This is a genomic window from Burkholderia sp. KBS0801 (genome assembly GCF_005937855.2).
GTDB lineage: Bacteria > Pseudomonadota > Gammaproteobacteria > Burkholderiales > Burkholderiaceae > Burkholderia > Burkholderia ambifaria.
Window position 1 is genome coordinate 901,431 of sequence record NZ_CP042178.1, and the last position, 19,180, is coordinate 920,610.

Below are 19,180 nucleotides of genomic sequence, written 5' to 3' on the forward strand. Positions count from 1 at the left end.
ATCGCTGGAATCGACGGGAATCGACGGAACCGCCCGAACCCGCCCGAACCGCCCGAACCGCCCGATTCCGCCCCCCTCAGGCCGGCAATGCGAATCGCGTGACCGCGTCGCGCAGCGCTTCGGCCTGGTCACGGAGCGAATGCGCGGCGGCCGCGGCTTGCTCGACGAGCGCCGCGTTCTGCTGCGTGACCTGATCCATCTCGCCCACCGCGCGGTTGACCTGCTCGATCCCGGCGCTCTGCTCGCGCGACGCATGGCTGATCTCGTCGAGGATTTCGTTCACGCGCCGCACCGACTGCACGATCTCGGCCATCGTCTCGCCCGCGTGCGTGACGAGCGTCGCGCCGTGCTCGACGGTTTCGTTCGACGACACGATCAGCGACTTGATCTCCTTCGCGGCCGTCGCCGAGCGTTGCGCGAGCGAGCGCACCTCGGCGGCGACCACTGCGAAGCCGCGGCCCTGTTCGCCGGCGCGCGCCGCCTCGACGGCCGCGTTCAGCGCGAGGATGTTGGTCTGGAACGCGATCCCGTCGATCACGCCGATGATGTCGCCGATCTTGTGCGAGCGGTCGGTAATCTCGTTCATCGTGCGCACGACATTGTCGACCACCTCGCTGCCGCGCGACGCGACCTGCGCGGCCTGGTCGGCAAGCGTCGCGGCCTGGGCGGCGCTGTCCGCGTTCTGCTTCACGTTCGCGGTCATCTGGTCCATGCTCGACGCGGTCTGCACGAGCGCGGCTGCCTGCTCCTCGGTGCGCTGCGACAGGTCGGTATTGCCCGATGCGATCTCGCCGGCGCCGACGTTGATGTTTTCCGTGCCCATCCGCACGCGCGACACCATGTCGATCAACCCGCCCTGCATCGTATGCAGTGCATGCATCAGGCTGCCGCGATCGTCACGTTTGACGTGCACGCGCGCGGTCAGGTCGCCCTGTGCGATACGCTGCGCGGCATCGAGCGCGACCTCGAGCTCGCCGCCGAGGTTCGCGCGCACGCTTTTCAGCACCATCACCATCACGACGGTCGCGATCGCGCCGAGCACGGCCGTCATCGCGAGCCAGCGGCCGACGCTCGCGAGCACCGCCGAACGCACGTCGTCCATGTACATGCCGGTCACGAGATACCAGTCCCACGGCGCGAAGCGCTGCACCGCGCTGGTCTTGTCCTGCGGCTTGTCGGCGCCCGGCTTCGGCCACAGATACTCGACGAAGCCCTTGCCGCCTTCCGCGTTGCCGGCCTTCACGATCTCCACGAACAGGTGCTTGCCGTTCGGATCCGCGAAATTCGACACGTCCTTGCCGTTGAGTTCGGCCTTGATCGGATGCATCACGATCACCGGCTTCGAATCGTTGACCGAGATATAGCCGTCGGTGCCGTGGCGCATCGCGGCGATCGCCTCGAGCGCCTTCTGCTTCGCGTCGGCCTCCGGCAACGCGTTCTGTTGCGAAAGCTTGTAGTAGTGGTCGGTCACGCTCGTGGCCTGCGCGACCAGCGACGCCAGCTGGTCGCGGCGGTCCGTGATCATCGACGCGCGCGTCTGCCACGCGCCGATGCCGGCGATCACGAGCAGGCCGAGCCACAGAACGACGATCATCGAGGCGAGTTTCTGATTCAGGGAAAGGGTGCGCATGGGTAAGTGAGGTCGGTCGGTCGAACAAGCGCGCCGTAACGGCGTGACGGGATAAGTCTTTGACGGCACGCCACGCGCATGACCGTAGGCGGGAAATCCCTTAGAAACGGCAGCCGCTCGATACCAGCGAGTGCGGTGCGGTCATCTATGCATATACATATTCACCGTCGCTATACTGTCGGGCGATGACGGTGGCGTGTCGTGCCCGATGGTCGGGCGAAGCGGCGGCGTCGAACGAACCTGAAAGGAGGCAACGGATGCGAATTCTGGTAGTGGGAGCCGGCGCGGTCGGCGGATACTTCGGCGGCCGGCTCGCGGCGGCGGGGCGCGACGTGACGTTCCTGGTGCGCGACGGCCGCGCGGCCGCGCTCGCGCGCGACGGGCTCGTGATCCGCAGCCCGCGCGGCGACCTGACGCTCCCGAACGTGCAGACGGTGCGCGCGGGCGATGCGGCCGCGCCGTTCGACCTGGTGCTGCTGAGCTGCAAGGCCTACAGCCTCGACGATGCGATCGCGTCGTTCGCGCCGTTCGTCGGGCCGTCGACGCTGATCCTGCCGATGCTCAACGGGATGCGCCATCTCGACGTGCTGCGCGACCGGTTCGGCGCCGCGCAGGTGCTGGGCGGCCTGTGCGTGATCGCGGCGACGCTCGATCGCGAGCAGCGGATCGTGCACCTGAACGATACGCACGGGCTGTCGTTCGGCGAACTCGCCGGCGGCGAATCGGCGCGTGTGCGCGCGCTGGCCGACGTGCTCGGCGGCGCGGGCTTCGATGCGACGCTCAGCGACGACATCGCCGCACGGATGTGGGACAAGTGGGTGTTTCTCGCGACGCTCGCGGCGAGCACGTCGCTGTTTCGCGGTTCGGTCGGCGACATTCTCGCCGCGCCGGACGGCCGCCGTCTGCTCGAGACGATGCTCGACGAATGCAGCGCGATCGCCGCGCACAACGGTTACCGGCCCGATCCGGCCGCGATCGAGCGGATGCAGCGAATGGTGCTCACGCCATCGCCGCTGACCGCGTCGATGCTGCGCGATGTCGAGAACCGCGCGCGGGTCGAAGCCGACCACGTGATCGGCGACCTGCTCGCGCGCCGCGACCCGCAGGCGGCGGATGCGTTGTCGCTGCTGCGCATCGCCTACAACCACCTGAAGACGTACGAGGTGCGCGTCGCACGGGAAAGCGCGGCTGCGTCGTCGCGGTAGCCGCCGGCGTCGAGCCTCATTGCCGGATCCGCACGGCGGCCGTTCGTTGCCGCCGGGCGGCCGGCCCGCATTCCGCGCTGCACAATTTTGCTATCCGGCGTAGTTTCCATCCACAAACCGCAAAAAAGTATCGAAAATCAGGCGTAAAGTTGGTGGAGCCGCGCGCGCGATCGACCTACATTGCTTTCCATGCGACCGGTCGCGATGCAGAACGGCCCGGCCAGCGACACATGGGAATGGAGACGCCAGGATGATGCACCCCGATCTGGAAGTGGTCGAAGTGCGACGCGACGAGTCGTTCAAGGTCTGGTCGCACGGCTATCCGTATCGCACGATCCGCTGGCATTTTCATCCCGAATTCGAACTGCATCTGATCGTCGCGACGCGCGGCAAGTATTTCGTCGGCGACCATATCGGCTCGTTCGGCCCGGGCCATCTCGTGCTGCTCGGCCCGAACCTGCCGCACAACTGGGTCAGCGACATGGCGGAAGGCGAAACCGTCGAGCGCCGCAATCTGGTGATCCAGTTCGATCCGTCGTTCGTGCGGCGCTGCATGGACGCGTTTCCAGAATGCCGCGACGCGCAGGCGTTGCTCGACGACGCGCGGCGCGGCGTCGGCTTCGATGACGCCACGAGCGCGGCGATCGCGCCGCTGTTCGACGAGCTGCTGGGCGCGCGCGGCATGCGCCGCATCGCGCTGTTCATGACGATCCTCGAGCGGCTGTGCGGCGCGGCGCAACGCACGCTGCTCGCGAGCCCCGCCTACGACCAGGCGCACGTGACGCCCACGCGGCTCAGCCACGCGCTGTCGTACATCGGCAAGAACCTCGCGTCGGAGCTGCGCGAATCGGATCTCGCGCAACTGACCGGGCAGAGCGTCAGCGCGTTCTCGCGCGCGTTTCACCGCCATACGGGCATGCCGTTCGTCCAGTACGTGAACCGCCTGCGCATCGAATCCGCGTGCCAGATGCTGCTCGCCGACGACGCGAACATCACCGACATCTGCTTCCAGGCCGGCTTCAACAACGTGTCCAACTTCAACCGCCAGTTCCGCGCGGTGAAGGGGATGGCGCCGTCCGAGTTTCGCGCGCTCCAGCGCCTGAACGCGCGCAGCCGCGAGCTCGCGCTGCACGCGGCGCCCACCGGCAACCCGATGCCGCCGCGCGTGGTCACGCCCGCCGCGCCCGGTCTCGTACCGCAGCCCGGATGATCGCCGGGCATTCGCCCGACCTTTTCTCGCCGTTTTACCCAGCCAATCGCGCCGTTCGCGTCGCGAGGGGCTCGCTTACCCACGAAAAAGCCGCACACACAACCGGAGACACCGTCATGACGCACGCATCGCCCACCGCATCTCCCGATTCCTTCCCGCGCGGCCGCCACCGCCTTGCGGCGCTCGCCACGCTTGCCGTCGCGGCCGTGCTGCCGGCCGTCGCGCACGCCACGCCGCTGCGCATCGGCATGACGTTCCAGGAGCTGAACAACCCGTATTTCGTAACGATGCAGAAGGCGCTCAATGACGCGGCCGCATCGATCGGCGCGCAGGTCGTCGTCACCGACGCGCATCACGACGTCAGCAAGCAGGTGAGCGACGTCGAGGACATGCTGCAGAAGAAGATCGACATCCTGCTCGTGAACCCGACCGACTCGACCGGCATCCAGTCCGCGATCACGCAGGCGAAGAAGGCCGGCGCGGTGGTCGTGGCCGTCGATGCGAACGCGAACGGCCCCGTCGATTCGTTCGTCGGCTCGAAGAACTACGACGCCGGCGTGATGTCCTGCGAATACCTCGCGAAAGCGATCGGCGGCAGCGGCGAGGTGGCGATCCTCGACGGCATTCCGGTCGTGCCGATTCTCGAGCGCGTGCGCGGCTGCAAGGCCGGGCTCGCGAAATTCCCGAACGTGAAGCTGGTCGACACGCAGAACGGCAAGCAGGAGCGCGCGACCGCGCTGTCGGTGACCGAAAACATGATCTCCGCGCATCCGAACCTGAAGGGCATCTTCAGCGTGAACGACGGCGGCTCGATGGGCGCGCTCGCCGCGATCGAGGGTTCCGGTAAGGACATCAGGCTGACGAGCGTCGACGGCGCGCCCGAGGCGATCGCGGCGATCCAGAAGCCGAACTCGAAGTTCATCGAGACGACCGCGCAGTTTCCGGCCGACCAGGTGCGCATCGCGCTCGGCATCGCGATCGCGCGCAAGTGGGGCGCGACGGTGCCGAAGGCGATTCCGGTCGACGTGAAGGTCGTCGATCGCGGCAACGCGAAGGGGTTCAGCTGGTGAGCGACGTGCGACGCGACGCGAAGGGCGACGGCGCGGCCGGCGCCTTTCGTACGGAGAAGCCGATGGACACGATACTCAGGCTCAGCCACATCACGAAAAGCTTTCCGGGCGTGAAGGCGCTGTCGGACATTCATCTCGAGATCGCGCGCGGCGAGATTCATGCGTTGCTCGGCGAGAACGGCGCCGGCAAGTCGACGCTGATGAAGATCCTCTGCGGGATCCATCAACCGGACACGGGCACGATCGAGATCGACGGCACCGCGCGGCATTTCACGAGTTATCACGACGCGGTCGCGGCCGGTGTCGGTATCGTGTTCCAGGAATTCAGCCTGATTCCGCACCTCGATGCCGTCGACAACCTGTTCCTCGGCCGTGAGCTGCGTACGCGCTGGGGCGTGCGCGACCGCCCGCGGATGCGCCGCGCGGCGGCCGGCATCTTCGCGCGGCTCGGCGTGTCGATCGATCTCGATGCGCCGCTGCGCACGCTGTCGGTCGCGCAGCAGCAATTCGTCGAGATCGGCAAGGCGCTGTCGCTCGATGCGCGCATCCTGATCCTCGACGAGCCGACCGCCACGCTCACGCCGGCCGAGGCCGAACACCTGTTCGCGATCATGCGCGAGCTGAAGCGGCAAGGTGTGGCGATGATCTTCATCTCGCATCATCTCGACGAAATCTTCGCCGTGTGCGATCGCATCACCGTGTTGCGCGATGGCCAGTATGTCGCGACGACCGACGTCGCGCGCACGGACGTCGAGCAGCTGGTCCGGATGATGGTCGGCCGCCGGCTCGAGAGCAGCTTTCCGCCGAAGCCGGTGCGGGCTGCCGATGCGCCGGCCGTGCTCGAAGTCGACGCGCTGCAGCTCGAACGCGATGGCCCCGTGAACCGCTTCGCGCTGCATGCGGGCGAGATCCTCGGCTTCGCCGGCTTAGTCGGCTCGGGCCGCACCGAGACCGCGCTCGCGGTGATCGGTGCGACGCGCGCGCATCGCAAGACGGTGCGCGTGCGCGGCACGCCGGCGAAGCTTGCCGATCCGGCCGACGCGCTGCGTGCGGGCATCGGCATCCTGCCGGAAAGCCGCAAGACGGAAGGGCTTGTCACGTCGTTTTCGATCCGCGACAACATCTCGCTGAACAACCTCGGCAAGTACCGGTCGATGCGCTGGTTGATCGACCGCCGCGGCGAGGCCCGCACGACGCACGACGTGATGCGGCGCGTCGGCGTGAAGGCGCCGTCGATCCATACCGAGGTGGCCACGCTGTCCGGCGGCAACCAGCAGAAGGTCGTGATCGCGCGCTGGCTGAACCATCACGCGAGCGTGCTGATCTTCGACGAGCCGACGCGCGGCATCGACGTCGGCGCCAAAGCCGAAATCTACGGGCTGATGCGCGAACTCACCGCGCGCGGCTACGCCATCATCATGATCTCGTCCGAACTGCCGGAGATCGTCGGCATGTGCGATCGCGTCGCCGTGTTCCGGCAGGGCCGCATCGAGGCGACGCTCGAAGGCGACGAGATCGATCCCGACACGGTCATGACCCATGCCACGGCCGGCACGCGAGGAGCGACCCATGAATCTGCCTGAATCTTCTTCCACGCCTTCCACGACGCTTGCGGCGGCTGCCGTCGATGCGCCGCCGCCGCGCGCGATGTGGACGCAGTTGCGGCGCTCGACGCTGTTCTATCCGCTCGTCGGGCTGATCGTCGTGTGCATCGCGATGATGATCGCGAGCCCGAGCTTCCTGTCGGCGGCAAATCTGGAAAACGTGCTGCGCCAGGTGTCGATCAACGCGATCATCGCCGTCGGCATGACCTGCGTGATCCTCACGGGCGGGATCGACTTGTCGGTCGGCTCGGTGATGGCGTTGTCCGGGACGCTCGCGGCCGGGCTGATGGTGGCCGGTGTCAACGCCGTCGCCGCGCTCGCGATCGGCATCGCGGTGGGCTTCGGATTCGGCTTCCTGAACGGCGTGTTTGTCGCGTTCGCGGGGATGCCGCCGATCATCGTCACGCTCGCGACGATGGGCATCGCGCGCGGCCTCGCGCTCATCTATACGGGCGGCTATCCGATCGACGGGCTGCCCGACTGGGTCGCGTTCTTCGGCAGCGGCAAGGTGCTCGGCATCCAGGCGCCCGTGCTGATCATGCTGATCGTCTATGCGATCGCGTGGCTGCTGCTCGATCGCATGCCGTTCGGCCGCTATGTGTATGCGATCGGCGGCAACGAGCAGGCGACGCGGCTGACCGGCGTGCGCGTCGCGCGCGTGAAGCTGATCGTCTATACGCTGGCCGGGCTCACGTCCGCACTTGCCGCGATCGTGCTGACCGGGCGCCTGATGAGCGGACAGCCGAACGCGGGCGTGGGCTTCGAGCTCGATGCAATCGCGGCCGTCGTGATGGGCGGCACGTCGATCTCGGGCGGGCGCGGCGCGATTCTCGGCACGCTGGTGGGCGCGCTGCTGCTCGGCGTGCTCAACAACGGACTGAACATGATCGGCGTGAACCCGTATGTGCAGAACGTGATCAAGGGCGGAATCATCCTGCTCGCGATCTACATCAGCCGAGAAAGATCGCGGTAACCGGCTGTTCATCAGAAATCCGAATCATCACTAACGGAAGAGACAACTCATGACGACACCCGAAGCCCAGCCGCGCATGACCGCGGTGGTTTGCCACGGCCCCGAGGATTACCGCGTCGAACAGGTCGCGAAGCCGCACGCGGGCGCGAACGAACTCGTGATCCGCATCGCCGCGTGCGGGATCTGCGCGAGCGACTGCAAGTGCTATACCGGCGCGAAGATGTTCTGGGGCGGCCCGAATCCTTGGGTGAAGGCGCCCGTGATTCCCGGCCATGAATTCTTCGGCTACGTGGAAGCGCTCGGCGACGGCGCGGCGGAGCATTTCGGCGTCGCGCCGGGCGACCGCGTGATCGCCGAGCAGATCGTGCCGTGCGGCAAGTGCCGCTACTGCAAGTCGGGCCAGTACTGGATGTGCGAGGTGCACAACATCTTCGGTTTCCAGCGCGAAGTCGCCGACGGCGGGATGGCCGAGTACATGCGCATTCCACCGACCGCGATCGTCCACAAGATTCCGCTCGGCGTGTCGCTCGAGGATGCGGCGATCATCGAGCCGCTGTCGTGCGCGATTCATACCGTGAATCGCGGCGACCTCCAGCTCGACGATGTCGTCGTGATCGCCGGCGCAGGCCCGCTCGGGCTGATGATGACGCAGGTCGCGCACCTGAAGACGCCGAAGAAGCTCGTCGTGATCGATCTGCTCGACGAGCGGCTCGACCTCGCGCGGCAGTACGGGGCCGACGTGACGATCAACCCGACGCGCGACGATGCGCGCGAGATCGTCCGCGCGCTGACCGACGGCTACGGATGCGACGTATACATCGAGACGACCGGTGCGCCGGTCGGCGTGAACCAGGGGCTGGAACTGATCCGCAAGCTCGGCCGCTTCGTCGAATTCAGCGTGTTCGGCGAGGACGCGACCGTCGACTGGTCGATCATCGGCGATCGCAAGGAGCTCGACGTGCGCGGCGCGCACCTGGGGCCGTACTGTTATCCGATCGCGATCGACCTGCTCGCGCGCGGGCTCGTCACGTCGAAGGGCATCGTCACGCACGGCTTCGCGCTGGAGGACTGGGACGACGCGATCCGCGTCGCGAAATCTCCCGAATCGATCAAGGTGCTGCTCAAGCCGGCCCGTTGAACGCCGGCGCGTGCGCCTCACCGGAGACATCATGGAATACGTCATAGGCGTCGACATCGGCACGCAGAGCACCAAGGCGCTGCTCGTCGACCGGCACGGCACGATCGTCGCGCGGCGCTCGGCCGGCTACCAGCCCGATACGCCGCGCCCGCTGTGGGCCGAGCAGTGGCCGCAGGTGTGGTTCGACGCGGTGCTCGACTGCATCGCGGGCTGCGTGAGCGACGCGCGCGCGAAGGGCGCGCCGGCCGATGCGATCCGCGCGGTGTGCGTGAGCAGCCTGTATGGCGGCTCCGGCATTCCGGTCGACAGCGACATGCGGCCGCTCCATCCGTGCCTGATTTGGATGGACCGGCGCGCGACCGCGGAAGTCGACTGGGTGAACGCCAACGTGAACGTCGAGCGGCTGCGCGTGATCACGGGTAACGGCGTCGACAGCTACTACGGGTTCACCAAGATGCTGTGGCTGCGCGAACGGCGCCCGGAGGTCTGGGCGAACGTGCGCTACTTCCTTCCGCCGAATGCCTACGTGATCTACCTGCTGACCGGCGAGGTCGCGGTCGATCACAGTTCGGCCGGCAACATCGGCGGCGTGTATGACGTCGCGCGCCGCGAGTGGTCCGACGACGCGCTCGACATGCTCGGCATCCCCGCGACGATGATGCCCGAGCGGCTGGTCCAGTCGACCGATATCGTCGGCGGGCTGCTGTCGCAATGGACGGAGCAGCTCGGCTTGCCGGCCGGCACCCCGGTCGTCGCGGGCGGTGTCGACGCGGCCGTCGCGACCTTCGCGGCCGGCGCGACGCGCGGCGGGCAGCATGTCGCGATGATCGGTACAAGCATGTGCTGGGGCTATGTGAACCAGCACGTCGATGCTCGGCACGGGCTCGTCAGCATGCCGCACGTGTTCAACGGGCAGCGCGACCTGTACGTGTTCGGTGGGGCGATCACGGCCGGCGCGTCGGTCGCCTGGTTTCGCGACCAGTTCTGCCATGCGGAGATCGATGCGGCGAGGTTGCTGCCGCACGTCGATCCGCACGTGCTGCTCGAGGAAGCGGCCGAGAGCGTGCCGCCCGGCGCGGATGGCGTGCTGTTCCTGCCGTACCTGATGGGCGAACGCAGCCCCGTGTGGGATGCGCAGGCGAGCGGCGCGTTCGTCGGGCTGAGTCTCGCGCATACGCGTGCGCACCTGTATCGCGCCGTGCTCGAAGGTGTCGCGTTCGCCCTGCGGCACAACATCGAGGCCGGCCGGCGCGGCACGGTGGCGCTGGACGACCGGTTGATCGTCGTCGGCGGTGCCGCGCATTCGGCGCTGTGGATGCAGATCATTGCGGACGTGACGGGTTTTCCCGTGTGGACGATCGAGCAGGACGTCGAAGCCGCGATGGGCGCCGCGCTGCTCGCGGGCGTCGGGGTGGGGCTCGTGTCGCACGACGACGCGCAGGGCGGCTGGGTCACGCTCGTCGAACGCGCACGGCCCGATGCGGCGCGCGCGAATGCGTATGCGGCGCGCTTCGCGCTCTATACGGCGCTGTATCCGGCACTCAAACCGACCATGCACGCACTGCGCACGTCATCATGAAGACGCGATTCGATTTCAGCGGTTCAAGGGTGCTCGTCACCGGCGCGTCGAGCGGGATCGGGCGTGCATGCGCGGTTGCGCTGGCGCATGCGGGCGCACGGGTCGTCGCGGCGGGGCGCGATGCGGCCGCGCTCGACGTGCTGGCCGGCGAAATTGCCTGCGAGACCTTGCGCGTCGATATCGGCGGCGATGAACAGGCGATCGATGCGGCGCTTGCCGCGTACGACGCGTTCGATGCGCTCGTCAATTGCGCGGGCATCGCGTCGCTCGAGCCGGCGCTCGAGGTCAGCGCCGATCATTTCGATCGCGTGATGGCCGTCAATGCGCGGGGCGCTGCGCTCGTCGCACGGGCCGTCGCGCGGAAGATGATCGCACGCGACGGGCGTGGCGCCGTGCGTGCGCGGGGCAGCATCGTCAACGTATCGAGCCAGGCCGCGCTGGTCGGCTTGCCCGAGCATCTGAGCTATTGCGCGTCGAAGGCGGCGCTCGACGCGATTACGCGTGTGCTGTGCATCGAACTTGGCGCGCACGGGATTCGTGTGAACAGCGTGAACCCGACCGTCACGCTCACGCCGATGGCGCAATTCGCGTGGAGCGAACCGGAAAAGCGCGCGCCGATGCTCGCGGCGATTCCGCTCGGGCGCTTCGCGGAGCCGGACGAGGTGGTCGAGCCGATCCTGTTCCTGCTGAGCGATGCGGCGTCGATGATCAGCGGGGCGTCGCTGGCGATCGATGGCGGGTATACGGCGCGGTAGCGGGCGATCGGGCGACGACGGGCGACAGCGGGGTTGCCGTTCGTCGTCGCGATGTCGTCGCACGTCGTCCCGCATGCCGGCACAGGCCGCATGATGCGGCCGAATGCGCTGCGCGGGTCGATGCCGCCTACACAGGATCCTTGCTCGGCGGCCCGTCGGGCTGCTGCGGGTTGTCGTGCGGATGTCCCGGCGGCGGTGGCGACAGCGGGTCGTCTTCCGGATCGCGGTTCGGATCGGCCGGGGGCTCGGGCATCGGGGTCGTGTGGTCCATGGAGCGCTCGTGCATTGCGTGACGACGGTGGCGCAGAGGGCGCGCCTCGTCTTCGTTATAGGCAATCGGGCGAGCGTTTGCAGCGGGATTCTCGCGGCGGCATCCGGATCCCCGGCGATAGTCGAGTGTCTGCAGGTATCGCGCCGGATCTCGCGGTGGCCCGTATGGGCAATGCGCTACGCGGCCGGCGCGCGCCGGTATCAGCGCAGATCCGCCGGCGTATCGACGTCGCGCAGGATGCCGGGATCGTCGACGTCGAGCAGTTTCACCGGCGCGCTGGCGAACAGCGCGCGGGCGCCCGTATCGCCGTCGAGTGCGGCGAGTGCATCGTAATGGTGCGCGGCAAAACCGACCGGATGGCCGCGCATGCCGCGATGCATGGGGGCGACGATCGACGCGTCGTCGGCGTCGAGCGCGCGCGTGAGCGTTTCGTAGGTGGACGCCGCGATCCACGGCATATCGGCGAGCGCGACCAGCCAGCCGGTCGCTTCGGGCGTCGTGCGGACACCGACCGCGAGGCTCGCGCCCATGCCGCGGATCGCGTCGGGTGCGTAGACGACCTGGCAGCCGGCTTCGTTCAGCAGAATCGCGAGTTTTTCGGCGCCGGGGCGCACGACGGCGATCACGTCCGCCGTGGCTGCGGCGAGACGACGGGCGGCCGCGACCGCAACCGGCGTGCCGTCGGGAAGCAGCGCGAGCAGCTTGCTGTGCAGACCGCTTGGGTCGAAGCGTTGACCGAGACCGCCGGCGAGCAGGACGCCGGTGGCGAGTGACGCATAGGACATCGGCGCGGGGGGAGGAAGGCAGGTGGGCCGATTGTGCGGGAGTGGGCGGGGATCGGCAAGTGCCGATGTTACCGACAACGTGCGCATTGCCGCCGGAAAGAATGTCCGCGGGCTGCTTCGTTGAGCGGAGTTTGCGCGACAGGGCTGGATAGGGCGAGCGATTCGCTTTGCATCACGACGCAATGGCGGTCGCGGGACTGCCAATGCCACCATTCGCACCGGTAATGCGTGAAAACGGTATGGGGCGGCGCGTTGCTGGGTCGTTGACGGTTTCGCGCGATCGTCGTGCGGCGGTTGCAGGTTGCCAACACGTCCTTTCGGGCGGGTAATGCGTGAAACCGGTATGGGATGGCGCGTTGCTCGGTAATTGACGGTATCGACCGTCGCGCTCGGTTAGGTCAGACGAATCGCGCGTCGACTGGCATCCGGCTTTGTCGGTGTCGTGATTCGGTCGATGCGTCGATGACGATCACCAAAGCGTCTTCACATGGGCATACGCCCGAATCTTTTCGTCACGGGTGACGAGCGGCGCGCCGAGCCGCCGCGCGGTGGCGACGATCATGCGATCGGCCGGATCCTTATGGAACGTGCCGGGCAGGGCGGTGGACTTCGCGGCGATGTCGGCATCGACGGGCACGAAGCGCATGCCGTCGATTTGCGCGACCGTCGCGAGCCACGCATCGACGTCCATCGTCAGCACGAGGCGTTCGTTGCGCACCAGCATCGCGATTTCCCATGCGGAGATCGCGGACGCGGCGAGCGCACCTTCGCCGCGCGCGCGATCGATCGCGCTGCGGGCCTTCTTGCTGAGCGACGGATCGCCCGCCACCCACCACACCAATGCATGCGTATCCAGCACGATCACCGCGACGCCTCCCAATCATCTTCCGCAATCGGATCGAGAGGATTGTCGTAGCGCATGACCGAGCCGCGCAATATGTCCAATGGCTGGGCTTCGCGCGCGTGGTACGGCCGGATTTCCAGCGTCGGCTTGCCGTGGTCGGTGACGATGAGGCTTTCGCCCGACGCCTCGACGAGCCGGAAGTATTCGAGTGCGCGAGCCTTGAATTCGGATTTCGATACGGGAGCGTGGGGCATCATGATATGAGCATGGTCATTTGACGATGGTCATTTTAGATCGGCGTGGGGACATGATGCAAGCGACGAGCGGGACGGTCTCGGCCGACGTTTTTCGTGATGGCACGGCCTTACCGGAGATCGCCGACGGGTGATGCCGCAAGCGGTCGGTCGTGCGAGCGGCAACGCAATGCATGATTGTCCCGGTTGCATGCGCACGGTTCTCGGAGATGCGGCGCGATCGGGACGCGCTCGACGTGGCAAGCAGAGCCCGTCAGAACAAGGCGCTGGCCGACCTGGATACGGTGAATCATGGCGAACGCCAGGAATTCTGACGCCGCTATCGCGATGCTCACCCGAAGCCGACGTGCGATAGCGGAAATGGCGGAACTTCGCGCGATTGTTCAGGCAAGTTGGAACGAATTAGTGAATGGATCGCAATGAGTGGCGCTCCCTCTCCGCGGTGAAGAATGAGCGCCACGGAATGAACTGTAGTCCGTCAACTCGTCGTGATTGATATATTGCACTGGTAGTAACCGGTCTGTCGGCCTTCGCGCCCAACTATTACGAAGCGAATCCCGCATGTGACTTGTCCCTTATTGGCCGCGGTGGATTGCCAGCGCCACATTTTTACATTGTTATTCACGGTTGGCTCACTCGGGTTATCTGGGTTTGGGGTGAGAGTTGTTCCGTTAAGCGACTCTAATCGTGGCTGCGTGATTACTTCGCCGGTGCCGACGAAATCATAAATTTCACATGGGTCACCAAGCCCCATCGCAGAGGCCCGCCAATAGACCGGATCCATTAAGTTGAATAAAAGGTTGTTATCCTTGGCACTCTGGCCACTTCCGGCAATGGAAACATGCGAGGGATCCACGGTAGAAGGATTGGAAGCGCTATTGTTGAATCCAACCGAGTTTGCGATTGACTCCGTATCGATTGCCACCAAAACGTCGATCACGTCCGTATGCATAATCGTCTCCATAAAAAGGGATGCGCTGAAATTGCCAGGCAGGATTTCGGCGTCATGCAATTTCCCCTGACTGGCGCTAGTTCTTGATATTTAATAGTCATACCATAAGAACATAGCTCAGATTCGGAGGGCGTGCTATCTCGATTTTGTAACTTCAGATATGTAATCGATTACGCTGCCAACGCTCGGGGGCTACTCGCGTGCACGCGCATTAATTTCTACCGAAAAGCCACCCTACGCATCCGCCCACTTCCTCAACAGGTTGTGATAAATCCCCGTCAATGAAATGACCATCGGATCCTTCGCGCCTTTTTCCGCCGACAGCGCCTGAATCTGCGTATCGAGCTGAAACAGCAGCGTGCGGTCCCCATCGTCGCGCACCATGCTCTGAATCCAGAAGAACGACGCAACGCGTTCGCCACGGGTAACGGGCGTCACGTGATGCAGGCTCGACGCCGGATACAGCACGAGATCGCCGGCCGGCAGCTTCGCGCGATGCACGCCGTACGTATCTTCCACGCACAGCTCGCCGCCGTCGTACGCATCGGGCTCCGCGAGAAACAGTGTCGCCGACAGATCGCTGCGCACGCGGAAATCCGTGCCGCGCAGCAGCCGGATCGCGTTGTCCACGTGCGTGCCGAACGTCTCGCCGCCTGCATAGCGATTGAAGAGCGGCGGAAACACCTTCAATGGCAGCGCTGCCGAAAAGAACAGCGCATGACGCGCCAGCGCATCCTGGATCGCGTCGCCGACCGCGCGCGCGACGGGCGATCCTTCCGGCAACTGCCGATTGCGTTTCGCGAGCGCCGACTGCGAGCCGGACGTCGCATTGCCGTCGACCCAATCGGCAGCATCGAGCAGCTCGCGGCATTGCGCGACCTGCGCGTTGGTCAGCACGCCGGGGATATGAAGCATCATGATTCGAATTCCATGCCGTGAGACGGCAGCCGTAGCGCCGCCGCGCGCAACGCAGCGAGCGGCGACGACGCAAGATACGCACGCATCTTCGCGACGAACGCCGGCGTAGCGGTGGCCGGCACGCGCGCGAGCCAGACGAGTGCTTCGTCGATGCGCCCGCGCTCGACGAGCAGCCGCGCATAGTTGAACTGGCCGCGGAAGTCGCCGGCCTCGGCGGCGCGGCGATAGTGATCGAACGCGGTGTCGACATCGGCGGGCACGACCCAGCCGTCCTCGTAGAATCCGCCGATCAGGTTGATCGACTTCGCGTGTCCAAGCGCGGCCGCGCGGCGAAACCAGTCGAGCGCGTCGGCGCGGTTCTCGTCGACGCCGTTGCCGAGCGCGAGCGCCGTCGCGTAGTTGTACATGCCCCAGTCGAGGCCAGCCTGCGCGGCGAGCCGGTACCAGTACACGGCCACCGGCGCGCACGCGGCCGTGCCCCAGCCGAACTCGTAGCAGCGCCCGAGCATGTTCATCGCCATCGGATGGCCGGCCCGCGCCGCATGCCCGAACCAGCCGAACGCGGCGGCCGGATCGCGCGCGACGCCGTGTCCATCGAGCAGATACTGCCCGTAGACGGCCTGCGCGTCGACGATCCCATGATCGGCCGCCGCCGCGACCCACGCGGCGGCGCGCTCGGGCGGCCCGGCCAGGATGTCGGCGAACGCGCGCGGCGACACCGACGCGAGCGCCTTCAGCGAGACGACTTCCATCGATCAGTAGCGCGCATTCAGCGTGATGAACGCCGAGCGGCCCGGCGCAATCGACGCGTAGTGCGCCGGATACGCCTGATCGAAGTACGTGCGGTTGAACAGGTTGTTCACGTTCAACTGCAGGTCGAGCTTCTTGTTGATCCGGTACTGCGCCATCGCGTCGAAGCGCCAGTACGACGGCACCGCCCGCAAGTTCGCCGGATCGCCGAACACTTCCGACATGTAGAACGCGCCGCCGCCGACGGTGAACTTCGGCGTCACGTCGTAGTTCGACCACATCGTCAGGCTGTGCTTCGGCGTGTTCGGGAAGCGGTGGCCGTTGTTCGCGGCGTCCTTGCCGTTGTCGCGCAGCTCGCTCTTCATGTACGTGTAGCCGCCGAACACCTGCCATTGCTTCGTGATCTGGCCGGCGACGCCAAGCTCGAGACCCTGCACGCGCTTGTTGCCGACCATCGCGTACTGGTTGTTCGGCAGCGTCACGCGCGCATTCGTCGTATCGATCTGGAACAGCGCGGCGGTGAGCGCGAGCTGGTCGTTCAGCACGTTCCATTTCGTGCCGAGCTCGATGCTGCGGTTCTTTTCCGGCGCCATCTGGTCGGCGTTCGGCCCGACGCCGCCGCGGCCCGGCGTGAGCGACTGCGTTTCGCTGCCTTCGCCGAGCAGCATGCCGGCCGGCGTCGACGACGTCGCATACGACGCGTAGATGCTGCCGTTTTGCGCGGGCTTGAACACGAGGCCGGCCTGCCAGTTGAAGAGCGTGTCGTCGCGCGTGTAGGTCTTGCCGCCGTTGGCCTTGGTGTCGGTGAAGCGGGTCGAGTAGTCGTCGACGCGCATGCCGGCGTTCACTTGCCAGCGCGGCGTGATCTCGATCGTGTCGAAGCCGTAGATCGACTTCGTCGTGGTGCGCGCATGCGCGTAATCGTTGTTGCGCGTGACCGAGCCGGCCCACGGATCGCTCGGGTTCGGCGACCACAGGCTCGTGCAGTTGTAGCCCGATGCGGCGCCGATGCCCTTCTGGCAGATCTTGCCGGTGTCGGTCGCCACCTTGTACGAATCGCGCTTGCCCCATTCGCGCGACAGTTCGATGCCGGTCGTGAAACTGTGCTTGAACGGGCCGGTACGGAATTCGCCGAACAATTCGGTCAGGTTCGCGAGGCTGTTGATCGAGCTGTCGCGGTTGTTGTTGCGGCGCCAGACCTTGCCGTTCACCACGTTGCCCTGGCTGTCGTCGGGCTGCGTCCAGATGTAGTCCTGCGTCGATTCCGTATAGCGCGTGGTGTTGCGCACCGTCAGCCCCGGCGTGATGTCGTGCTCGATCCGGATCGTGCTGATGTCGGACGTGGTCTTGCGGAAGTCGCGGTCGATCAGGCCGTAGAAGTTGTGGCGATCGACGGGCGCCGGATAGATCGAGTCGACGTTCGCGGGCTTGTTCGACGTCGTGTAGAAGTACGGAATGCCGCCGTCGGGCATGTCGTCGGTCGACAGGTGGTAGTAGCTCGCGGTCACGCGCGTCGGCGTGCCGAGACCGAACGCGATCGACGGCGCGACGCCCCAGCGCTCGTTGTTGACGACGTCGCGGCCGGCGACGTCGTTGTTGTGGCTCATCAGGTTCAGGCGGAACGCGGCGTGATCGGCGAACTGCCAGTTGCCGTCGGCCGTGAAGCGGCGATAGCGGTCGGTGCCGAGGCCCGCGCTCGCGGCGGCCGTCGTGCCGAGGTGCGGAGCCTTGGTGATCAGGTTGATGCTGCCGCCCGCGCCGCCGCGGCCGCCGTACGCGCCGTCGGAACCCTTGGTGATCTCGACGCGCTCGGTGTTGAAGATCTCGCGGGTGGTCGCGCCCGTGTCGCGCATCCCGTCGACGAACATGCTGCCTTGCGAGTCGTAGCCGCGGATGAACGGACGATCGCCGAGCGGGTTGCCGCCTTCGCCCGCGCCGAACGTGATGCCGGGCACGGTGCGCAGCGCTTCGGTCAGCGTCGCCGCACCGCTGTTCTGGATCAGTTCCTGCGGGATCACGGTCACCGACTTCGGCGTGTCGACGAGCGGCGCGGTGAATTTCGCGGAGGCGGAAAAGTCGGCCTTGTAGCTGTGCTCGGTCTTGCCCTGGATCTCGATCGGCGCGAGATGGCCTTCGGTGCTGACCGGAGCGGGCGACGGCGTGCCGTCGGCGAACGCGGGGCTCGCGGCGAGCACGCTGCACAGGGTGGTGAATTTGCCGAGCTTCAGCTCGTCAGGACGGGACTTCATGGTGCGCTTCGACCTCGCGGTGTGGCCCGGGAACGGCGCGTTACGCAAACGTGCATGCCGCCCGGAATTATTACGATTTGTTTTCAGCCGGGCATTCTATGTAATTTTTTAGTTAATGAGAAGCGTTCTTGTTCGCATTTGTCGGAAGAACGTTGACGAATGTCACGGAGGCCGGCAGGGCTTGCTGGGCGGGGAAGATGGCCGAATGGCCGAATGTGCAGGGCATGTCGACCGGGCTACAGTGGTTGCATTTTTTCGTTCGTCCATCGTGACAGCAAGGTGATAATATGAATGCATTGAAAGCAATTGTGGCGGGGTGCATCATGCCGGTTATTACCGTTCGAAATTTGCCCGACGAGGTGCATCGCGCGCTTCGCATCCGTGCGGCGCAACATGGTCGGAGCACCGAAGCGGAGGTGCGCGCCATCCTCGAGGAAGCCGTTCGGCCCACCGGCCGGGCGAAGCTGGGGACGCTGCTGGCTGATATCGGGCGGGAGGCGGGTGGTATCGATTTCGAGATTCCGCATGTGAGCTCGCCAACCGATCCGATGAGCTTCGAATGATCCTCGTCGATACCAACGTTATTTCCGAGCCGCTGCGGCGCGAGCCGAGTGCGGCCGTGATCGAATGGCTCGATGCGCAGAATGTCGAGACGCTGTTTCTTGCCGCGATCAGTCTCGCGGAAATGCGTTTCGGCGTGGCCGCGTTGCCGGAAGGGAGAAGGCGGGACTGGCTGCACCAAAGCATCGAGCAGCGCGTCGTGCCGCTGTTTCGCGGTCGGATCCTGCCGTTCGACGATGCGGCCAGTAAAGCCTATGCGAGCCTTTGTGCGAAGGCTCGTGCCACCGGCAACGCGATGGCGTCTGCCGATGGATTTATCGCTGCAACGGCCGCGGCGAACGGGTTGATCGTGGCGACGCGTGACGTCGCGCCGTTCGAAGCGGCGGGCTTGCGCGTGATCGACCCGTGGGCCCGGTAACGCGGTGCCGGCCG

19 protein-coding genes are annotated in these 19,180 nt (G+C 66.1%); 10 read left to right on the top strand and 9 right to left on the bottom strand.

The window, feature by feature from the left end; all coding sequences use genetic code 11:
• Positions 1–76 precede the first annotated feature (76 nt).
• Complete coding sequence (locus FFI87_RS20930) at positions 77–1,630, bottom strand: methyl-accepting chemotaxis protein (RefSeq protein ID WP_138849250.1); 1,554 nt, start codon at positions 1,628–1,630, stop codon at positions 77–79.
• A 257-nt stretch (positions 1,631–1,887) separates the two neighbouring features.
• Between FFI87_RS20930 and panE the strand changes: the two genes are divergently transcribed.
• The 8 genes from panE to FFI87_RS20970 all read left to right on the top strand — a co-directional run bounded on the left by panE (position 1,888) and on the right by FFI87_RS20970 (position 11,164).
• Positions 1,888–2,835, top strand: a complete 948-nt coding sequence (gene panE, locus FFI87_RS20935; RefSeq protein ID WP_138849248.1) for a 2-dehydropantoate 2-reductase — start codon at positions 1,888–1,890, stop codon at positions 2,833–2,835.
• 250 nt (positions 2,836–3,085) lie between these two features.
• Complete coding sequence (locus FFI87_RS20940) at positions 3,086–4,045, top strand: AraC family transcriptional regulator (protein WP_012366472.1); 960 nt, start codon at positions 3,086–3,088, stop codon at positions 4,043–4,045.
• Between the two features lie 116 nt (positions 4,046–4,161).
• Positions 4,162–5,115, top strand: a complete 954-nt coding sequence (locus FFI87_RS20945; RefSeq protein WP_138849246.1) for an ABC transporter substrate-binding protein — start codon at positions 4,162–4,164, stop codon at positions 5,113–5,115.
• Between the two features lie 62 nt (positions 5,116–5,177).
• Positions 5,178–6,698 carry a sugar ABC transporter ATP-binding protein gene (locus tag FFI87_RS20950; RefSeq protein ID WP_138850215.1) on the top strand — a complete coding sequence of 507 codons (1,521 nt, stop codon included), beginning with the start codon at positions 5,178–5,180 and terminating at the stop codon, positions 6,696–6,698.
• Positions 6,685–7,692: an ABC transporter permease gene (locus tag FFI87_RS20955; RefSeq protein WP_126225709.1), complete on the top strand. Its 1,008-nt coding sequence runs from the start codon at positions 6,685–6,687 to the stop codon at positions 7,690–7,692. The genes FFI87_RS20950 and FFI87_RS20955 overlap by 14 nt, the downstream gene beginning before the upstream one ends.
• 49 nt (positions 7,693–7,741) lie before the next feature.
• On the top strand, positions 7,742–8,830 hold the full coding sequence (locus FFI87_RS20960) for an alcohol dehydrogenase catalytic domain-containing protein (protein WP_138849244.1): 1,089 nt from the start codon (positions 7,742–7,744) through the stop codon (positions 8,828–8,830).
• 31 nt (positions 8,831–8,861) lie between these two features.
• Complete coding sequence (locus FFI87_RS20965) at positions 8,862–10,409, top strand: FGGY-family carbohydrate kinase (protein ID WP_138849242.1); 1,548 nt, start codon at positions 8,862–8,864, stop codon at positions 10,407–10,409.
• The gene (locus tag FFI87_RS20970; RefSeq protein WP_012366466.1) at positions 10,406–11,164 is read left to right on the top strand and encodes an SDR family oxidoreductase; all 759 of its coding nucleotides are present in this window, start codon (positions 10,406–10,408) and stop codon (positions 11,162–11,164) included. Before FFI87_RS20965 ends, FFI87_RS20970 begins: the two co-directional genes overlap by 4 nt.
• A 127-nt stretch (positions 11,165–11,291) precedes the next feature.
• Here the strand turns inward: FFI87_RS20970 and FFI87_RS34550 are convergent, their stop codons facing one another.
• The 8 genes from FFI87_RS34550 to FFI87_RS21005 form a co-directional block, all read right to left on the bottom strand.
• Positions 11,292–11,435, bottom strand: coding sequence for a hypothetical protein (locus FFI87_RS34550; protein WP_006752960.1), 144 nt, complete (start codon positions 11,433–11,435; stop codon positions 11,292–11,294).
• A gap of 200 nt (positions 11,436–11,635) precedes the next feature.
• Entirely contained in the window at positions 11,636–12,220 is a 585-nt protein-coding gene (locus tag FFI87_RS20975; RefSeq protein ID WP_138849241.1) for an NTP transferase domain-containing protein, read from the bottom strand.
• Positions 12,221–12,689: 469 nt separating this feature from the next.
• Positions 12,690–13,085 carry a type II toxin-antitoxin system VapC family toxin gene (locus tag FFI87_RS20980; protein WP_138850214.1) on the bottom strand — a complete coding sequence of 132 codons (396 nt, stop codon included), beginning with the start codon at positions 13,083–13,085 and terminating at the stop codon, positions 12,690–12,692.
• Positions 13,082–13,321 (bottom strand): type II toxin-antitoxin system Phd/YefM family antitoxin, encoded by a 240-nt coding sequence (locus FFI87_RS20985; protein WP_011659184.1) that lies wholly within the window; start codon positions 13,319–13,321, stop codon positions 13,082–13,084. The genes FFI87_RS20980 and FFI87_RS20985 overlap by 4 nt, the downstream gene beginning before the upstream one ends.
• Before the next feature lie 475 nt (positions 13,322–13,796).
• Positions 13,797–14,270: an AidA/PixA family protein gene (locus tag FFI87_RS20990; protein WP_138849239.1), complete on the bottom strand. Its 474-nt coding sequence runs from the start codon at positions 14,268–14,270 to the stop codon at positions 13,797–13,799.
• Between the two features lie 234 nt (positions 14,271–14,504).
• A complete protein-coding gene (locus tag FFI87_RS20995) occupies positions 14,505–15,188 on the bottom strand; it encodes a Fe2+-dependent dioxygenase (RefSeq protein ID WP_138849237.1) in 684 nt (227 codons plus the stop codon).
• A complete protein-coding gene (locus FFI87_RS21000) occupies positions 15,185–15,940 on the bottom strand; it encodes a tetratricopeptide repeat protein (protein WP_138849235.1) in 756 nt (251 codons plus the stop codon). Before FFI87_RS21000 ends, FFI87_RS20995 begins: the two co-directional genes overlap by 4 nt.
• Positions 15,941–15,943: 3 nt before the next feature.
• A complete protein-coding gene (locus tag FFI87_RS21005; protein WP_138849233.1) occupies positions 15,944–18,187 on the bottom strand; it encodes a TonB-dependent receptor in 2,244 nt (747 codons plus the stop codon).
• Positions 18,188–18,510: 323 nt separating this feature from the next.
• On the opposite strand from FFI87_RS21005, the gene FFI87_RS21010 reads away from it, so the two are divergent.
• Both FFI87_RS21010 and FFI87_RS21015 read left to right on the top strand, forming a co-directional pair.
• Positions 18,511–18,750, top strand: coding sequence for a FitA-like ribbon-helix-helix domain-containing protein (locus FFI87_RS21010; RefSeq protein ID WP_138850213.1), 240 nt, complete (start codon positions 18,511–18,513; stop codon positions 18,748–18,750).
• A complete protein-coding gene (locus tag FFI87_RS21015; protein ID WP_012366457.1) occupies positions 18,747–19,166 on the top strand; it encodes a type II toxin-antitoxin system VapC family toxin in 420 nt (139 codons plus the stop codon). The genes FFI87_RS21010 and FFI87_RS21015 overlap by 4 nt, the downstream gene beginning before the upstream one ends.
• Positions 19,167–19,180 lie beyond the last annotated feature (14 nt).